Annotated in this window: 20 protein-coding genes, 1 pseudogene and 1 riboswitch; of the genes and pseudogenes, 11 read left to right on the top strand and 10 right to left on the bottom strand. The window is 38.8% G+C overall.

The features are described 5' to 3' along the window. Positions 1-13: 13 nt before the first annotated feature. Positions 14-1,519 (bottom strand): sporulation kinase KinD, encoded by a 1,506-nt coding sequence (locus tag JJ692_RS14565; protein WP_024424677.1) that lies wholly within the window; start codon positions 1,517-1,519, stop codon positions 14-16. A gap of 204 nt (positions 1,520-1,723) precedes the next feature. Between JJ692_RS14565 and mhqR the strand changes: the two genes are divergently transcribed. After that, on the top strand, positions 1,724-2,179 hold the full coding sequence (gene mhqR, locus JJ692_RS14560) for a MarR family transcriptional regulator MhqR (RefSeq protein WP_024424678.1): 456 nt from the start codon (positions 1,724-1,726) through the stop codon (positions 2,177-2,179). A gap of 192 nt (positions 2,180-2,371) precedes the next feature. On the opposite strand, the gene motB is transcribed toward mhqR, so the two are convergent. From motB to JJ692_RS14545, 3 genes are all read right to left on the bottom strand, one after another. Beyond that, entirely contained in the window at positions 2,372-3,142 is a 771-nt protein-coding gene (motB, locus tag JJ692_RS14555; RefSeq protein WP_024424679.1) for a flagellar motor protein MotB, read from the bottom strand. Further along, positions 3,135-3,929, bottom strand: a complete 795-nt coding sequence (gene motA / locus JJ692_RS14550) for a flagellar motor stator protein MotA (RefSeq protein WP_024424680.1) — start codon at positions 3,927-3,929, stop codon at positions 3,135-3,137. Before motA ends, motB begins: the two co-directional genes overlap by 8 nt. 378 nt (positions 3,930-4,307) lie before the next feature. Further along, positions 4,308-6,410, bottom strand: a complete 2,103-nt coding sequence (locus tag JJ692_RS14545) for an ATP-dependent Clp protease ATP-binding subunit (RefSeq protein WP_206533903.1) — start codon at positions 6,408-6,410, stop codon at positions 4,308-4,310. 244 nt (positions 6,411-6,654) lie between these two features. Here JJ692_RS14545 and JJ692_RS14540 point away from each other — a divergent pair, with 244 nt between their 5' ends. The 5 genes from JJ692_RS14540 to queF all read left to right on the top strand — a co-directional run bounded on the left by JJ692_RS14540 (position 6,655) and on the right by queF (position 10,307). Then, positions 6,655-7,698: a YkvI family membrane protein gene (locus tag JJ692_RS14540; protein WP_073204958.1), complete on the top strand. Its 1,044-nt coding sequence runs from the start codon at positions 6,655-6,657 to the stop codon at positions 7,696-7,698. A 71-nt stretch (positions 7,699-7,769) separates the two neighbouring features. Further along, a riboswitch (PreQ1 riboswitch) is annotated at positions 7,770-7,814 on the top strand. A gap of 158 nt (positions 7,815-7,972) precedes the next feature. Beyond that, positions 7,973-8,629 (top strand): 7-cyano-7-deazaguanine synthase QueC, encoded by a 657-nt coding sequence (queC, locus tag JJ692_RS14535; protein WP_024424683.1) that lies wholly within the window; start codon positions 7,973-7,975, stop codon positions 8,627-8,629. Next, complete coding sequence (queD, locus tag JJ692_RS14530) at positions 8,630-9,070, top strand: 6-carboxytetrahydropterin synthase QueD (protein WP_024424684.1); 441 nt, start codon at positions 8,630-8,632, stop codon at positions 9,068-9,070. It abuts the gene before it with no gap. Then, positions 9,063-9,794, top strand: coding sequence for a 7-carboxy-7-deazaguanine synthase QueE (gene queE / locus JJ692_RS14525; RefSeq protein WP_034623358.1), 732 nt, complete (start codon positions 9,063-9,065; stop codon positions 9,792-9,794). Before queD ends, queE begins: the two co-directional genes overlap by 8 nt. A gap of 15 nt (positions 9,795-9,809) precedes the next feature. Then, the gene (gene queF, locus JJ692_RS14520) at positions 9,810-10,307 is read left to right on the top strand and encodes a preQ(1) synthase (protein WP_122631255.1); all 498 of its coding nucleotides are present in this window, start codon (positions 9,810-9,812) and stop codon (positions 10,305-10,307) included. Between the two features lie 442 nt (positions 10,308-10,749). Here the strand turns inward: queF and JJ692_RS14515 are convergent, their stop codons facing one another. After that, complete coding sequence (locus JJ692_RS14515; RefSeq protein WP_034667321.1) at positions 10,750-11,112, bottom strand: winged helix-turn-helix transcriptional regulator; 363 nt, start codon at positions 11,110-11,112, stop codon at positions 10,750-10,752. 168 nt (positions 11,113-11,280) lie between these two features. Between JJ692_RS14515 and JJ692_RS14510 the strand changes: the two genes are divergently transcribed. Together JJ692_RS14510 and JJ692_RS14505 are read left to right on the top strand one after the other, a co-directional pair. Continuing rightward, positions 11,281-12,027, top strand: coding sequence for an SDR family NAD(P)-dependent oxidoreductase (locus JJ692_RS14510; RefSeq protein WP_034623355.1), 747 nt, complete (start codon positions 11,281-11,283; stop codon positions 12,025-12,027). Between the two features lie 381 nt (positions 12,028-12,408). Continuing rightward, positions 12,409-12,627, top strand: a complete 219-nt coding sequence (locus JJ692_RS14505) for a hypothetical protein (RefSeq protein WP_206533902.1) — start codon at positions 12,409-12,411, stop codon at positions 12,625-12,627. Positions 12,628-12,726: 99 nt separating this feature from the next. Here the strand turns inward: JJ692_RS14505 and JJ692_RS14500 are convergent, their stop codons facing one another. After that, positions 12,727-13,251, bottom strand: a complete 525-nt coding sequence (locus tag JJ692_RS14500; protein WP_206533901.1) for a GNAT family N-acetyltransferase — start codon at positions 13,249-13,251, stop codon at positions 12,727-12,729. A 147-nt stretch (positions 13,252-13,398) separates the two neighbouring features. Beyond that, on the bottom strand, positions 13,399-13,587 hold the full coding sequence (locus JJ692_RS14495; protein WP_003211747.1) for a YkvS family protein: 189 nt from the start codon (positions 13,585-13,587) through the stop codon (positions 13,399-13,401). 167 nt (positions 13,588-13,754) lie between these two features. Here JJ692_RS14495 and JJ692_RS14490 point away from each other — a divergent pair, with 167 nt between their 5' ends. From JJ692_RS14490 to JJ692_RS19005, 3 genes and pseudogenes are all read left to right on the top strand, one after another. Next, complete coding sequence (locus tag JJ692_RS14490; RefSeq protein ID WP_039178090.1) at positions 13,755-13,949, top strand: hypothetical protein; 195 nt, start codon at positions 13,755-13,757, stop codon at positions 13,947-13,949. Between the two features lie 307 nt (positions 13,950-14,256). Next, positions 14,257-14,907: a cell wall hydrolase gene (locus JJ692_RS14485; RefSeq protein ID WP_206533900.1), complete on the top strand. Its 651-nt coding sequence runs from the start codon at positions 14,257-14,259 to the stop codon at positions 14,905-14,907. 276 nt (positions 14,908-15,183) lie between these two features. Continuing rightward, positions 15,184-15,412, top strand: a pseudogene (locus tag JJ692_RS19005) (transposase); the annotation flags it as partial. Positions 15,413-15,447: 35 nt separating this feature from the next. On the opposite strand, the gene JJ692_RS14480 reads toward JJ692_RS19005, so the two are convergent. From JJ692_RS14480 to JJ692_RS14470, 3 genes are all read right to left on the bottom strand, one after another. Then, on the bottom strand, positions 15,448-15,732 hold the full coding sequence (locus JJ692_RS14480; protein WP_206533899.1) for a hypothetical protein: 285 nt from the start codon (positions 15,730-15,732) through the stop codon (positions 15,448-15,450). Further along, entirely contained in the window at positions 15,722-16,870 is a 1,149-nt protein-coding gene (locus JJ692_RS14475) for a Rap family tetratricopeptide repeat protein (RefSeq protein ID WP_206533898.1), read from the bottom strand. The genes JJ692_RS14480 and JJ692_RS14475 overlap by 11 nt, the downstream gene beginning before the upstream one ends. 328 nt (positions 16,871-17,198) lie before the next feature. Beyond that, a complete protein-coding gene (locus tag JJ692_RS14470) occupies positions 17,199-17,369 on the bottom strand; it encodes a hypothetical protein (RefSeq protein ID WP_163115210.1) in 171 nt (56 codons plus the stop codon). Between the last annotated feature and the right edge of the window lie 143 nt (positions 17,370-17,512).

Raw genomic sequence — 17,512 nt, 5'->3', positions numbered from 1 at the left:
CTGACATCTTCAGTTATGCTGAGTGAGCAGAAGGAAGCATGATCATAACAGTCGTTCCTTTATTCACTTCGCTATGAATATCAATTGTTCCGCCATACATCGAAATGATTCGTTTACACACGACAAGCCCAAGACCTGTGCCTTTTTCCTTCGACGTAATAAAGGGGAGGAAGATGTGCTTTAACATCTCTTCTGGTATGCCTTCACCTGTATCCTCTACTTTAATGATGACATGTTCTTTTTCAGCTTCGATCACAATCTTCAAATGACCGCCGTTTGGCATCGCTTCTAAAGAGTTCTTTGCTACATTTAAAACGACTTGTTTAATATGATCCTTTGTGCAATATACGCCCACATCTTGAATCGTATTGATTTGCAAATCCACTTCCACATTATAAAGGTTTGCCTCAGAGAAAACGATCGGCATGATCTCACTTACAATTTCTTTTACAGAGTTATTCTGCCATTTTTCTGCCGTTGGTTTTCCTAATACAAGAAATTCACTGACGATTTGGTTGATCCGTTTAATTTCTTCCTCGATGACAGAAAAATAGAGCTGATCTTCTTCCGAATGATACTTCTTTTGCAATAGCTGGATAAATCCGCTAATCCCTGTTAATGGGTTGCGAATTTCGTGTGCTGTACTTGCTGCGAGTGTTCCGATCAATTCAAGCTTTTGCGCTTCATTTTCATGACGCTCCTGCTGAGTTTGCCGCCTTAACACGATATATTGGACGAGTGTGAATAAAATATTTAATAAAATAAACGCACTGGATAAAGGGATGAGCATCACAGACAGCACTTCACTAGTTGAAGCACGCTGCGGAAAGACCTCCAGCTTCCAGCTGTTTTCATCTAAATATGTAGACACGGTGCTGCCGCCCTCGGGTACTGGCTGTGGACCGCTTGTAAACACAACATGTCCATTTTGATTCAGCATCTTAAAATGAAGATCAGGGTTCAATACATTCATAATATTTCTTAAATAATCAATTTGAATGGCGGCAATCAGTACATTGGTGACCTCTTCGTTTTCATCGAGAACAGGCACACAAATGGAGAGAATCCGCTGTTTTGTAATTCGGCTCACATAGTTGTCTGTGATCACGGTCTGCTTGGTCACTTGAATGCGTTTAAAGTAATCTCTGAATGATAGGTTGATTTTTTCCTTTAACGGGGTGGTGCTTGCTGTTACATTTCCTTTTTTGTCTAGGAGATACAGACCTGAAAAACGAGGTTCTTGTTTATAGATTTTCTCTAGGATGTTTTGTACTTTTTTCGTTTCAAGCGGCTGGTCAAATCCCATGGCAAGGGAAGTTAATCTCGCTTCTGTCTCACTTATTAAATAATTCATTTGGTTTTTGTGAATATTTAACATAAGTGTAGCGGTTTGTTTGTTCTTTAAATCGATTTTTTCAGTTTCTTTTTCGTAGATAAAATAACTAATGATTAGGGTTGGAAGCATGACCAAAATAAGGTAAAGCCTGATCTTCTTCCAAAACCCTTTCAGTATACTCATCATTCATCGCTCCAACGTATTACCTAATAGACTTATTATAGCATTGAACCTATCTTTATTACGATGACTTGTGTGATTTTTAAAAAATTAGGTGATTCGTTCTGGTCTCATTTTCATGCTAAAGATGGATCAAAATGTTGACATTTTACTTATTGTTTATTAATGTCACATTAGTAGGTTGCATTTCATAAAGGATGATAAAAAATGGAAAATCATAATGTTGAAAAATCATTGAAACTATTTATTGTATTATCACGTGCCTATCGCTCAATTAATCATCACATGAACAAACATATTGTGAAGCACGGGCTGAATCCAACTGAATTTGCTGTGCTAGAATTGCTATATCATAAAGGTGATCAGCCGCTTCAGCAAATCGGTGATAAGATTTTACTTGCAAGCGGCAGCATCACGTATGTGGTCGATAAATTGGAGAAGAAAGAACTTCTCAGTCGCAAGGCTTGTGCAGAAGACCGCAGAGTGACATTTGCGCATATTACCAAGCAGGGACGAGCTTTGCTTGATGACATCTTCCCAGATCATGCGAAAGAAATTCATGAGATGATCAGTGTCCTGAGCGAAGAAGAGAAAGATGTCTGCATTGATATGCTCAAACATGTAGGGCTGCGTGCAAAGCATTTATATGATCATCAAGACTAAATAAAAAGGAAGCCGCTGGCTTCCTTTTCAGCGTGCAGGCAATCCCTCGCATTTGGCGTTAGTCCTGCGTGCCGGTGCTCGTTCCTAGACTGCAAAGGTATTCTATCACGCTGAAAAGAAGACAAAGGGCTAAAATAGAGATCATTTTAGCCCTTTGTCAACAATCTGTAAAGAAGCCGCTGGCTTCTTTTTTTATTTCGCTTTTTTCTCAATCGGTAAAATGAGTACTTCTACACGCCGGTTTTTACTTCTGCCTTCTGCTGTATCGTTTGAGGCAATCGGTTTGAATTCGCCGTATCCTTTTGTACTAAAGTTCTCTTGGTTTAGATTGCTGTTTTCAAGAAGAATATTTAAAAAGTTCACAGCGCGAATGGCGCTTAAATACCAGTTTGATTCAAATTCTGAATTTCTGATCGGTACATTATCTGTATGTCCGCTAATGACAATGTCACGTGCGGGATTAATGACGAGCAGTTTTGAGATTTCTTTTGCTAACGGGACATCTTGAGGGCGAATAACTGCCCGCCCAGAATCAAAGAAGATACTGTCTTCAATCGTAATGAGAAGTCCTTCATCCGTAAGCTTTGTTTCGAGCTTGGCACCAAGTTTTTTATTTGCAATGAATGAATCGACCTGCTTTTTGACCTTTGTGAGAACCGCTTGGTCCCTAGCCTTTGCTTTGGCTTCTTCATCTTTCTCTTCCTCGGCTGCTTTCTTGACCTGGTTGCTGTTTTCAGTTTCTTCCGTGCTTTGCATGCTGGATTGATCCATAACACCGGTACCGCCAGTAAAAACTACATTAAAAGACTTAGCCATCTGTTCATATTTTGCCGCATCAATTGAACTAGATGCAAAAAGCACAATGAAGAGGGCGAGAAGAAGCGTCAGAAGATCGGCATAAGGGATAAGCCAAGATTCATCTACATGGTCTTCATGATCATGGTTTTTACGTTTCCTAGCCATTTTGATTTTCTCCTTCTTCAATGACAAGATTTGCACGCTCTTTTGCTGGTAAGTACATAAGAAGTTTTTGTTCAATGACTTTTGGAGACTGACCTTCAAGAACAGACAGAATACCTTCGATCATAATTAGACGAAGCTTTACTTCTTCCTTTGATTTACGCTTCAGCTTGTTGGCAAATGGATGCCATAATACATACCCGGTAAAAATCCCAAGCAGTGTGGCGACGAAGGCAGCACTGATTGCATGTCCAAGTGCCTCAATATCTCCCATGTTGGCAAGTGCGGCAATAAGTCCGACAACGGCGCCAAGTACCCCTAGCGTCGGAGCGTATGTACCAGCTTGTGTAAAGATTAATGCACCTGACTGGTGTCGTTCAGACATGGCGTCAACTTCTTCTGTTAAGACGTCTCGAATAAATTCAGCACTTTGGCCGTCAACTGCCATGCTTAACCCGTTCTTTAGAAAATCATCATCGACTTCCTCAAGACTTGCTTCTAATGCCAAAAGACCTTCACGACGCGCAATTTGTGCCCAGTTTGAAAATAGAGGGATCATTTCTTGAATCGTTGGAAGCTGGCTGTCTTTGAAAATTTTTCCGAACAATTTTGGTGTTTTCTTAATTTCACTAGAAGGGAATGCGATGACAACAGCTGCAACCGTTCCAACAATAATGATTAATATAGCCGCCGGGTTGAGAAGAGCAGTTAGACTCACACCTTTCAAAACCATACCGACACCCAGTGCAATAAATGCTAAAATAATACCAATTAACGATGTTTTGTCCATTATCTCACCAAATCCTTTAACTATCTTTTTCTATAGTTAATATCGGTGTGTTCTAGAATGGTTTTAGTCAGAATATAAAATTAAGACAGTTTCTGTGAAGAATTTTTGACGAAAGCGCTTTCTAAATATGTAAAAGAAGAAACTCCCTCTCATATAAAGGGAGTCTCCATTTAATCGTTTTGAGCTGGTTCATCTAAATGAAGCAGTTCTTTTAATTTTTCTTCATATATGATTTTGATAAGATCGTAGCTCCAATTCATCATGTGATCCACCTCTTTTTCTTTTATCGTAAAGGAAAAGAGGCGGGGGAGCGTCGGCGTTCAGATGGAACTTAGACGCCGCAACATGATGGAGGTGCATATCATCCTGAAGATGTAGTTATCCTTTTTTTACGACGATTTCGTCATGTTCAACATCCACAGTAAATCCAGAAAGCTGCTCCTCTTCAAGCAGGATCTCCGTCATTTGGTCTTCAACGTGCTCTTGGATGGTTCTTCGAAGTGGACGAGCACCAAATGCAGGATGATATCCAAGCTCTGCGATCTTTTCTTTTGCTTCATTTGTGACATGAACTGTTAAATTCTGCTCTTTTAATTGCTCTGACAGCTCATTGAGCAGAAGATCAACAATCTTCACTAAGTCCTCTTTGTCTAGTGAATCAAATTGAATGATGCTGTCAAAACGGTTCAAAAATTCTGGTTTGAAGTAGCTGCTCAGTGAATCAATGAGTGATTGTTCCTCAAACGCCTCTTCCTGATCAGATTGGAAGCCCACTTTGACTGTTTTATCTGCGGTGCCTGCGTTACTTGTCATGATGATGACTGTATCTTTAAAGCTGACCGTTCTGCCTTGGCTGTCTGTTAAGCGGCCGTCTTCCATGATTTGCAGGAACATGTGCTGTACATCTGGGTGTGCTTTTTCGATTTCATCCAGCAAAATGATGCTGTATGGTTTTCTGCGCACTTTTTCAGTCAGCTGGCCAGCTTCATCATGTCCAACGTAACCAGGAGGAGAACCGATGAGTTTGGACACAGAGTGTTTTTCCATGTACTCACTCATATCTAAACGAATGATCGCATCTCTTGAACCGAATAATTCTTCAGCTAACGTTTTAGACAATTCGGTTTTCCCGACACCTGTTGGTCCAACGAAAAGGAAGGAGCCTGTTGGTCTATGTTTCGATTTTAATCCAGCTCTGCTTCTTTTCACAGCTTTGGCCACTTTATCAACCGCATGCTCCTGCCCAATCACTCGTGCTTTTAGACGGACGTCAATTTCTTTCATTTTGGTTTGTTCGTCTGCTTGGAGTTTCCCGACAGGAATGCCTGTTTTTTGTTCCACAATGGCCTGAATGTCCTCTGCTGTAACGATATGCTCTTTTTCAGTTGTTTTGTTTTGAAGTCTTGCATCAATGGCTTCTTCTTCATCGCGAAGCTTCGCTGCTTTTTCATATTGTTCTTCTTTTAGCGCAGCTTGTTTTTCTGCGGCAATTTCCGCTAATCGATTTGTCAGCTCATCTTCACTTGCTGCATCAATGGAGAGGTTCGCTTTTGAACCAGCTTCATCCATTAAATCAATGGCTTTATCCGGTAAATGGCGGTCTTGAATATACCGCGAAGATAATTGAACACACGCTTTGATTGCTTCATCTGAATAGGTGACACCATGATAAGCCTCGTATTTATCTTGAATGCCTTTTAAGATGTCGATCGCTTCATCTTGTGTTGGCTCATCTACGATGACGGGCTGGAAGCGCCGTTCGAGTGCAGCATCTTTTTCAATTTGGCGATATTCTTTTAATGTCGTCGCACCTACTAGCTGCAGTTCACCTCTTGCAAGGGCTGGTTTTAAAATGTTTCCAGCATCCATTGATCCTTCTGCAGATCCTGCGCCCACAAGAAGATGGATTTCATCTACAAATAAGATGATATTTTTACGGCTTTGCAGTTCTTTGATTAACTGCTTCATTCTTTCCTCAAATTGACCGCGTACACCTGTGTTTGCGACAAGTGAAGAAACATCTAATAAATAGATTTGTTTGTTCTTTAATTTATTTGGCACATCGCCGCTCGCAATTTTGAGCGCGAGTCCTTCTGCGATCGCTGTTTTCCCAACACCTGGTTCACCAATAAGAACAGGGTTATTTTTATTTCTTCTATTTAAAATCTCAATGACTCTTGCGACTTCTTCATCACGGCCAATGACTGGATCAATTAAACCAGCATTTGCTCCATCTGTTAAGTTACGGCCAAGCTCATCGAGTAAGCCTTTTTGCTTTGGCTGCTCCATGTTTGGGGCATGACCTGCTGCCTGAGAGAAGAATGAACTTCCTCCAAAGAGTTGCGGTCCCATTTTCATTTTTGACTGCTCCATCAAAGAGGTATAGCAGTCTTCACATAAAACCATTTGGCTCCGGGACGAATTTACTTGCATATTCAGGCGAATAGTTGCTTCATTTACTTGACAATGTTGACAACGCATTTGCCATGACCTCCTTAAAATAAAGTTTGACTTTATTTGACCAATGAATGTTAAAGAAAATGGTCTATTGTTTGACCATCTTTGACTATAGTATACTCTGACCTATTTTGACTTTCAACTGTTTTGCTCAAAGGGGAATAAAAATCCTTTTTTGCATTTAATCATGGTTTGTCCTTCTTTTCAAGGAACTTGTCTCATAGGATAAAAAAGGAACAATCGAAAGTGATGGGTGCGGAGGGGTCACATGAAACGTTCAAATGAATCTGCTTTTCAGCTTGCCTTTGTATATGTAGGAACAGTGGTTGGAGCTGGGTTTGCGACAGGAAAAGAAATCGTAGAATTTTTTGTTCGTTTTGGCTGGATTGGACTATTAGGAATCCTGATTAGCGGTGTGATTTTTACTGGCCTTGGGGCAAAAATGATGCTGATTTCGAAACGAATCGAAGCAGAGTCTTATCAAGATATGAATCGTTTTTTATTTGGCGCAGCTGCGAGTCGATATATTAATATTGTCATGTTTTTTATTTTACTTGGTGTCACCTCAGTGATGATTTCAGGCGCAGGGGCTATTTTTGAGGAACAGCTTGGCATATCGAAGGAATATGGGATCTTTTTGACGATCATTCTGAGCGTCATTGTACTCTTTAAAGGATCAAAAGGGTTATTTGGCGTCAACGTGCTTGTCGTTCCAATGCTGATTTTCTTTTCAATGATCGTGTTTCTTGATTCATTTGTGTTTAGCAGCAGTGAAAGTTATGTTCTTGCGCTGCAAATGGGTGAGGGCGAGTGGATATTATCAGCAGTGTCATATGGTGCCTTTAATTTAGCACTGTCACAGGCAGTGTTAGTACCCGTCGCAAATGAAATGACCTCTGAAGCAGTCATTAAAAAGGGAGCGGTGCTTGGGGGCGTCATGCTGACACTCATTTTGCTTGCTTGCTTCTTATCTCTTTCTTCATTAGATATGCTGGAGGCGTTTGATATTCCAATGGCCCAGGTGGTGTATCAAGTTGCAAACTCGATTCATCTCATTTATTTATTTGTCATCTTCGGTGAAGTTTTTACATCCGTCATAGGTAATTTATACGGGCTGGAGAGACAAGTGAGGGCATATATCCGAATGAACAGCATCTTTACGATATCCCTTATTCTCATATGCTGCTATGTGATTAGTAAAATTGGTTACGGTACACTGATTTCAACGGTTTATCCGGTTTTTGGCTATGTCAGCATCTCTTTTATCCTCTTTCTTTGTCTAAAAAAAGTGCCTGCACCGCTAGATAAGTAAAGAAAGAATAGCCTGCAAGAAAAATATGTGGTACACTATCCTCTGTGAAAATTGAACAAAAATCCGTGAAGACGGGAGAGGTTCTAGCAAAACCCTCTATAAAAAACTAAGGACTTGCCGTATCCTTGGATGTGGCATTTTTTATTTTTTATGGCTGGGACACCTCATACACATGTAAAGGTGTCTTTTCTTTTGAGAAAAATAGGGGTTTTCAGGAGCCTTTCAGATGCAGTGTTGTACGGTTGTACCATCTGCAAAAGGAGGAGAACAGAAAATGAAAAATGAAAAAGCAGTCGTTGTCTTTAGCGGGGGACAGGACAGTACGACCTGTTTATTATGGGCACTTCAACAATTTGAAGAGGTAGAAACAGTGACCTTTCATTATAATCAGCGTCATCAAGAAGAAATTGATGTCGCCAAAAGAATCGCTGACAAATTAGGTGTGAAGAATCATCTATTAGATATGTCACTTTTAAATCAACTGGCACCTAATGCTTTAACAAGAGATGACATTGACATTGAGGAAAAAGAAGGAGAGCTTCCTTCCACATTTGTACCAGGAAGAAACTTAGTGTTCTTATCCTTCGCCTCTATATTAGCGTATCAAATTGGAGCAAGACATATTATCACAGGTGTTTGTGAGACAGACTTTAGCGGCTATCCAGATTGCCGTGACGAGTTTGTGAAATCTTGCAACGTCACAGTGAATTTAGCAATGGAAAAACCATTTGTGATTCATACACCACTGATGTGGCTGAATAAAGCAGAAACATGGAAGCTGGCAGACGAGCTTAATGCGCTGGATTTTGTGAAAAATGAAACGCTCACTTGCTATAACGGCATCATCTCTGATGGCTGCGGGGAATGTCCTGCGTGTAAGCTGCGGAAAAATGGCTATGACACTTATATGGAAATGAAGGAGGCAAAATAAATGCTTTCTCAGATCTATCCACAAACCGATCATCCATTTTCATTTGAACTAAATAAAGATATGCATGTATCTGCTGCCCATTTCATCCCGCGGGAAGATGCGGGCGCATGCAGCCGTGTTCATGGTCATACGTACACCATCAATATCACGATTGCGGGAGACGAGCTAGATGAATCGGGTTTCCTTGTCAATTTCAGTACATTGAAGAAGCTCATTCATGGGCAGTACGATCACACGCTGCTCAATGATCATGAGGAATTCTCATCAAACGATCGATACGCGATGCCAACCACTGAGGTGGTGGCAAAGACCGTACATGACAAAGTCGCAGCGTATTTATCGACTTTAGCGAACAAGCCGACATGTGTTCAGGTCTTTGTCAGAGAGACACCAACAAGCTATTGCATTTACCGTCCGAAACGAGTTGAGATCAATGGCTAAAGCGATTCCCGTATTAGAAATCTTTGGTCCAACCATTCAAGGAGAGGGAATGGTCATTGGACAAAAAACCATGTTTGTCAGAACGGCTGGCTGTGACTACTCGTGCAGCTGGTGTGATTCCTCTTTTACATGGGATGGCTCAGCGAAGCATGACATTCAGTGGCTTGAGGCAGAAGACATTGTCAAAGAATTAAAAAGAATAGGCGGACAGGCTTTTTCTCATGTCACCATTTCAGGGGGAAACCCGGCGCTTTTAAAACAAATGGAATCCCTTATTGATTTACTGCATGAAGAAGGAATTGATACAGCGCTTGAAACACAAGGGACGATGTATCAGGAATGGTTTTTGAAAATTGATGATTTAACCATTTCTCCTAAGCCGCCAAGCTCGAATATGAAAACAGATTTTACGAAACTAACACGTATTATAGATGAGCTGAAAAGTGGGAATAGATTGCAGCATGCTAGCCTGAAAGTCGTGATTTTTGACGATCGTGATCTTGCGTATGCGAAGGATGTTCATGCGAAATATCCTGAGCTTCCTTTTTATTTGCAGGTAGGAAATGATGACACAACGACAGGTGATGATGCGTACTTATTAACGCATTTATTAAAGAAATATGAAGCGCTTGTGAATCAAGTCGCGCAAGATCCAGACTTAAACCGCGTAAGAGTGCTGCCGCAGCTGCACACGTTATTGTGGGGAAATAAACGAGGCGTATAGAAAGGAAGAGATCACATGACGACAAGAAAACCAGAAGAATTAGAAGGTGTCACGCTACTAGGAAACCAAGGAACCAATTATTTGTTTGATTATGCACCACAAGTGCTTGAAACGTTTCCAAATAAACATACAAATAGAGATTACTTTGTGAAATTCAACTGCCCAGAATTTACATCACTATGTCCGCAAACAGGTCAGCCTGATTTTGCGACAGTTTATATCAGCTATATCCCAAATGAAATCATGGTCGAAAGTAAATCGTTAAAATTATATTTGTTCAGCTTCCGTAACCATGGTGACTTCCATGAGGACTGTATGAACATTATTATGAACGACCTGATTGAATTGATGGACCCAAGGTATATTGAAGTTTGGGGCAAATTTACGCCAAGAGGCGGTATTTCCATTGACCCATATACGAACTACGGGAAACCTGGCACGAAATATGAGGAAATGGCAGAATACCGTATGATGAACCATGATATGAATCCGGAGACGATTGATAATCGGTAATTATTCCGCTGTGTGAGACGGAGTATGAAACGAAATGGTGTCACATTAAAGTGGAAAAAGTCACACCTGAAAATACTCATGAGAATTGTATGAAAAAGTGTGACCTAAGGTGCAACCTAACTGTGACTTTTATGCAGTGAAAAATTGATAGTACAGAAGCAGATGAAGGCGTACAATTTGTACGTCTTTTCTTTTTTATCCGAAAGAAAAAATGCCTATTATGAGATCATAGGCATTATTGTTTGGTTAAGTTACTGAACCTTCTCTTTAACATTTGAAACAGCTCATTTTTGAATTTCATCAAAGCTCTCCTGAATATAGTCCATGACACTTCTGATTAGAACTTCACTTTCAAAATTGACTATCTCATTTATTTCTGACAGTTCTTCATCTGTTAGGTGAGGGTATTGAAGTTGTTTAGCATTTACTTCAGCAGCTACATCTATCCTAACTTTAGTTGTTCTGGTTGTACAATTTCATATTCACCTTCTGCATACTCTTGCTCCGCATAATGGCTCCCCCATTGACAGAGCTCCTGCAAGATAGGTTTAAGAGATTTTCCAAGTTCAGTGGATGAATATTCAACCTTCGGCGGTACTTGATTATACATCTTTCTTGTCACAAGTCCACTGGCTTCAAGCTCTCTAAGAGTTTGAATCAGCATTTTCTGAGTTATATTTGGGATAATGCGCTTTAATTCACTCGTTCTCTTTGGTCCATTCATTAAAAAGTATAATACAAGTCCTTTCCATTTTCCGCCAATCACTTCCTTTGTCACTTCAAACCCACAGCTAAATTTTTTCATGTCTAAAGCTCTCCATTTCACATTTGTTACTTTTTAGTTACTATATCACAAAAAAGTGGGTACTTCCGATAATGTGCTTACTGAAGGATACTATTACTTGTAAGTTGTTCTTCAAGTACTTAAAGGTACTAGACATAAAATAATATGAATTCTAAAGGAGTGTTAAGTATGGGGAAATTTGAAGGTAAAGTAGCGCTTGTAACGGGTGGAACAAGTGGGATTGGTCTTGCTACAGCACAAAAATTTGTAAACGAAGGTGCATATGTTTATATCACGGGACGTAGACAAAACGAACTTGATAAAGCTGTTAACCAAATTGGCAAGAACGTAACCGGTGTTCAAGGTGATATTTCTAAGCTTGAAGACTTAGACAAACTATATGACATGATAAAGCAGGAAAAAGGTAAGTTGGACATCCTTTTTGCTAATGCAGGCATCGGCAACTTCCTTCCATTAGGTGAAATTACTGAAGAGCAGGTTAATAGAACGTTCGACATTAACGTGAAAGGAACCATTTTTACTGTTCAAAAAGCGCTATCACTATTCCCGGACAAAGTAGGTTCTATTATTGTAACGGGCTCTACTGCTGGATCAATTGGCAACCCAGCATTTAGTGTATATGGAGCATCTAAAGCAGCATTAAGAGCACTAGTTCGCAACTGGATTCTTGACCTAAAAGGTACTGAAATTCGTGTAAATGTGGTAAGTCCAGGAGTGATTCTTACACCTGCATACGATGAGCTTTTTGGTGATGCACTTGAAGGAGCGATGGAAAATGCCAGAAATACTGTTCCAGCTGGAAAAGTTGGGACACCTGAAGAAGTAGCAAACGCTGTATCTTTCCTTGCATCAGACGAAAGCAGTTACTTGACGGGTGTTGAATTGTTCGTAGATGGCGGGCTAGCACAGGTATAATGTCACTGCGAAGGGATTACAAATCGTCCTTAATGGGGATTTCCTTGAGTCGTATTAAAAAAGTCGTTTTCCTTATGTCCTGAGTAACCATAAATGCTGCAAACTAAGTTTGATGATGGATATGTAAAATGAGAAAAAAGGAAAAGACATGCCAGATGCATGTCTTTTTTTGCGAATCAACCATAAAAAAAGAGAAGAGTCATGTCACTCTTCTCATACGAATGGGAATAGAACTTGCTAGGACGGCTGGGGGCTACCAGCTCGTAAACATATTATACATGACAGAACGTATGTTTGTAAAGAGGGGTCGTGCTTTTTTTGCTTATCTCATTTGATGTAAGATAAAATAGAGGCAATGAATGAGAAACGGAGGCGTTTGAGTTGGCAAACAAAGAAGAGCGGGCAGAGCAGCTGCTAATGGAACTAAAGGAAGAGCTTCAAATGCTTGAACATCAAAACAAAGAACGGTATAAATGGAGTGCCTCCACATTGCTTGGAGTGATTGCCCTCTTGATTGATAAAGGAGTGATCACACCCGAGGAAGTCGAGATGTACAAGACGAAGGCGGAAATGCAAACTTTTCATATGAAAAAAGATTGATGCTTTCTTCATATGAAGTAAGGTAAAAATAAGAAAAGGACATAACAAATTGATGACTCAATTGATATGTCCTTACTTCTGCAATTCGTTTTCACAGCTTTAAACAAGCTTATACATTAAAACATCATCCCAGTATTCATGATCATTTATTTTAAATTCTTTTATTTTACGTCCTTCTTCTATAAACCCCATCTTTTTGTACAAAGAAATGGCCTTTTGATTTGTTGAGAAAACGGCTAAACTAACCTTTTCAATTGAAGGGTTCTTTTCTGCCCAATGTAATAATGCTGTTAGCAGCATTTCCCCAACGCCTAAACCTCTATAGCTCTTATGCACCATCAACCCAAAAGAACCCGTATGGGAAGTTCTTTTTCTATTTGATGAATGTTCAAAGGCTATCCATCCAATGACTTTTTCATCAGTTTGAGTAACTATGTACGTCTCATTTTCATTTTCTATTCTTTTCTGTATCCATTCCCTGTGTTCTAAGAGGGTTTTTTTGTTTTCTTCAGGCGATGTAAGTAGATAATCTGATTCAGCAATAACAGATTTCTGTATTTCTAAAGTCATTTCAGCATCTTCCATTTTTCCAAAACGTACAATGATATCATTGGAATTTTGCATATTAGTTTTCTCCTGTCTAGAGCTAATACTGCATCTCATCATTTTTTAAAATGAAAAAGAAGGGTATTGAAATAGCTTTCACCATTTGACCAAATCGTGATTAGCTTTGCTTCGTATGTACCGATCGTCTGAATTGAGGATTGCAAATTAATGTACGGAGTCTTTGATGATTTTATAGTTTTTATGATTAACGACTGTTAGTGAATCCAGTTCTAAATCTCTATAGTTGTCCATAATGGTGACATCCACAATGACAGAGTTTTCATTCACTTTTTCAACTACACCTGTTAAACCATTTCTAAATTCGATCACATTTCCAATTTTTGCAATCTTCAACCGATCCCTCTCCTTTAAAAACAGATTTCATTCCCTATTAAAAAGTATTTTGCAATATTTTCATACCAATGTAAAGGATAAAGACGTTTTTGTTTTGTTTTCGTTGTATGCTTTTCTAACGAATGGTATATTTAATATTTGATCATGGCTGAAAAGGAGCGGTTTTTTTGACTGAAGAACAAATCCTCACAATAATCGAATCTTTACGAAATGGGACGGAAAAACAAGTGACCATCCAAAAAGATGATTTTTTAACGTTTCGTTCTGTTTTGGTGAATCAAGATGATTTTAAACATTTTCGCGGGATCGCCAAACATGGTGGAGATGTTATTTTTGAATATCTTACAGAAGCAAGAAGCTAAAGCTTTTTCTCATTGATGAGAGAAAGCTTTTTTATTTTCATTCTTTTGTCACACTTCAAACCACTCTGATACATATGAAAAGAAAATGTAATAACCCATAATCAGGAGCATAAGGATGATGATAGGTGAAAAAGGGACCTTTTTAAGCGCTAACAATTCCATTTTATGTGCGCTCAACTAGGACATGCCATTTAATGACGGAATTTGGACAGGCATGTAAATCTTTGTGCGTGAAAATAGAATGAGCTCTTGTTAGAGTGGACAAGTATCTTACAGCCTACTTTTGATTAAAGGAGGAAAAAGGCGAATGATTAAAATTCATACAGCTCTTTTTGTCATCCTTATGCTCGTTGCAGCAATGAAGATGGACAATATACAAGAGCAGCAAGGCACATTAAGTCACGAACTTTCACAAGCACCTGTTAAACATCAGCTTTCATATATAGATCAAGACCACGATCAAGTCATCCCAGCATTTTCTGAAGAAAAGCGTCAGCCAAAAGTGAAATTGCTAAGTACGTCAACAGAAGAAAAGTCTTCAAAACCGAAGCAAAAGAAAAAAGTAAAATCTGAATCGACGAATAAGGCAAGCAGCAAACAGTATTCTAATGAAGAAATGGATTTGCTTTCTCGATTGGTACATGCTGAAGCGAAAGGTGAATCTTACGAAGGGAAAAAAGCGGTGGCAAGCGTTGTTTTAAACAGGGTGGAGCATCGATCTTTTCCTGACAGCGTGAAAGGTGTGATTTATCAGCGAAATGCCTTCCAGCCAGTATCGAATGGAAGCATTCATGATAAGGCAGATCAAGATTCCATTAAAGCGGTGAAGCAGGTAGTAAAAGAGCATGACAGAACAACAAAGGCTATCTATTTTTATAATCCAAAAACGGCAACAGATCATTGGATTCGTTCCCGCAAAATTGTAGAACGCATCGGCCGTCACGTGTTTGCCGTATAAAGAAAAAGAGCGATCAATGAGATTGCTCTCAGCGTGTAGACAAAGTCTACACGCTTTTTTGTATAATATGGACAATAACATATTTCTGTGGGAGATGAACATGCTATCGAAACGTGAAGAAGAAATCAATTAGAAGTAGTGGCCTTAGATGAATTAGTGCCTGAAGATCATTTTGATTTCGTTTATGATCTTGTCAAAGGATCATTTTAGTTCAGACAATGGCAGATCAAGTGTGGATATTGTTGTCCTCATTAAAATGGTTTTGATCTAATATCTATTTGGCAGGACTATCTAAATGAAGCAGATCATCTTAGACTCACATAAATGAATAATGACATCTATACAAAAGGAAAGAGACAATAGAACGTGTTTTTGCAGATGCAAAAGAAAAGCATGTATGCAATGGACGAAACTTCGAGGACTGAAAAAAGTTTCAATGCAGGCTATCAATTTTATCAAAATAAGTGAAAACCCCACTTTTACTCGAAGTAAAGGTGGGGCTTGACTACGGTCTTAGACTCTAAAGGTCTGTTTGATTCATCAAGTAGATAACCTAGAATCACGTGTTCCAAAACGAATATCCGGATTTACACTAGAACGTGTTCCATTTCTTACAGCACAATCGTTATCATGTTGAGATAAAGTTATAAGAGGAAAATCTTGAGTAGTAACGCTACTGTCTGTAGCATTTCTTACAGTCAGATCAGTTGATTCTGGAGAAGTAGCATTTCTTGAATTCACATCAAAATTGACAGATGATAAAGAGATCACACCTAGCAATGCTGAAGCACTCAAAAAACCAGTAAGAACCGTTTTAAAATTCATATGAACAGTCGCCCCTTTGGATTTGTTTTCGGGCGTACATCACTTTTTCATACATTTTTACAGATTCATCCATACGCCCATTCTCATTATAGTACCGAGCCGCTTCGAGCGCTAGGTCTTCCATGTATGGATAACCCCTCTCATTCTCTAATTTTTCCAACGAGCTCAAGACCTCACTTAGGTTTGCTGTTTTTAAAAATAAAATTTCCAATACCATCAGCAACGATAAAAACAGATCATTTTTTCTATTCTTCGCTTCTTCCAAGCCTCTTTTGAAAAATCTTTCACCCTCAATAAATTCCTTTTGACTCAAATGAAATAACGATAATTCATAATAAACCAAAAGCAACTCTGTAGCATGAATAGGCTCTCCTTCAAGAATAACCTGATTAAAATAAGCTAGTGCCCTATTAAAATCACCTAATCCTTTATAACAACAACCAATATTAAATAATGACTTCACAATCATTGGCTTATTAGAAATGGCCTTAGATTTTTCTAAAGCTGACAATAAATGAGGAAGCGCCTTTTCTCTGCATTCAAAATCAATGAAATTACCAGCCATTACAGTTAGACAATTAATTTCTCGAATCATATAAAGTGAATTGCTCTTATGTGCCTTATAAGTATCATAAGAAAGACCAACGTAATACATAGACACATGGGTCTGTTTCATGTGATAAAACACTTCTGATAATTTGTAATAAAATTCCGCTCTTTCTAACTCATTCCCTACTTGCTCTAACTCATTCCCTACTTGCTCTAAGCGCTTTTCCGCGCGCTTATAGAACACAATAGCTCTAATAAACTCACCATTTTTGAATTCATACATTCCTTGAAAAAAATTAAAATAGTATTCAAGAATGGCTGACATCTTCTTTCCTTGTCCTTCTACAGCTTTTAAGTAATCCGACTTTTCAAGTGGTTTTTTAGAAGGCTGCACATAGTCTGTCATCAATTGATGACGGAAATCCATCAACTGAAAATAAAGAACCGCCTGTTCATCTTCTTCCATGACATCGATATCTTTTCTAACCTCTTCTCTTAGCATATGGGCCTCTTTCACATTAAATCTTTTTATATGTTTATACCATTCATTGATCTTGATCGCTACAACTGGAGACGGTATAGACGCCATCTACAATCCCCCCTAGAAAACCAATTTTTAATAAATGTTAGCACAATAATTCCTAATAAAACCCTATTTATCCATTTATGTGTAAATTTTCGGCATGTCGCAATCATTTTTTAAGCAAGTAGGACACAAGACATATCGGTTTTTAGATGCTATCGCAGCTGTTAAAATGGCAAACGCATTTAAATCCCATATAAGCGCACTTGAAGCATCACACAATATTAAAAAGTAAACGTGTTTAGAATCGAATATAAACGCTATTGGTGGTGTTTTTGAAATAGTCGCCATGTATTTTAAGAAACAAAAAACAGGCTGAAGAGCCTGTTCTTTATTATCCAGTGATGACCATATTGATAAATGGGACACTCAGTAAAAAGAAAACAACGGCAAAAAGAACTTTATACCCCATCTTTTTTTCTTTATTATTTTTACGTTTTTTCATATGAAAAGCAAAATAAGAAGCACCGATTAACATCATCAATACTGGTACTACAGTTATCATAAATTCTCTCCCAAAATAAAAGAACCTATATTGCGGTCACCGCAACCCAAAAAGAAATTTTCCAATGAATTCCCAAATATGAATCAATCAATGATAGGATGAAAACATGTCAAAAAAAGGAGGGAGAACTATGACTTATGCTG

Origin of the sequence: Bacillus sp. 3a, assembly GCF_017161885.1 — a bacterium.
Taxonomy (GTDB): Bacteria; Bacillota; Bacilli; order Bacillales; family Bacillaceae; genus Bacillus; species Bacillus safensis.
Note: the sequence above shows the minus strand (reverse complement) of the source record. Positions and strands in the feature narration are given on the sequence as shown.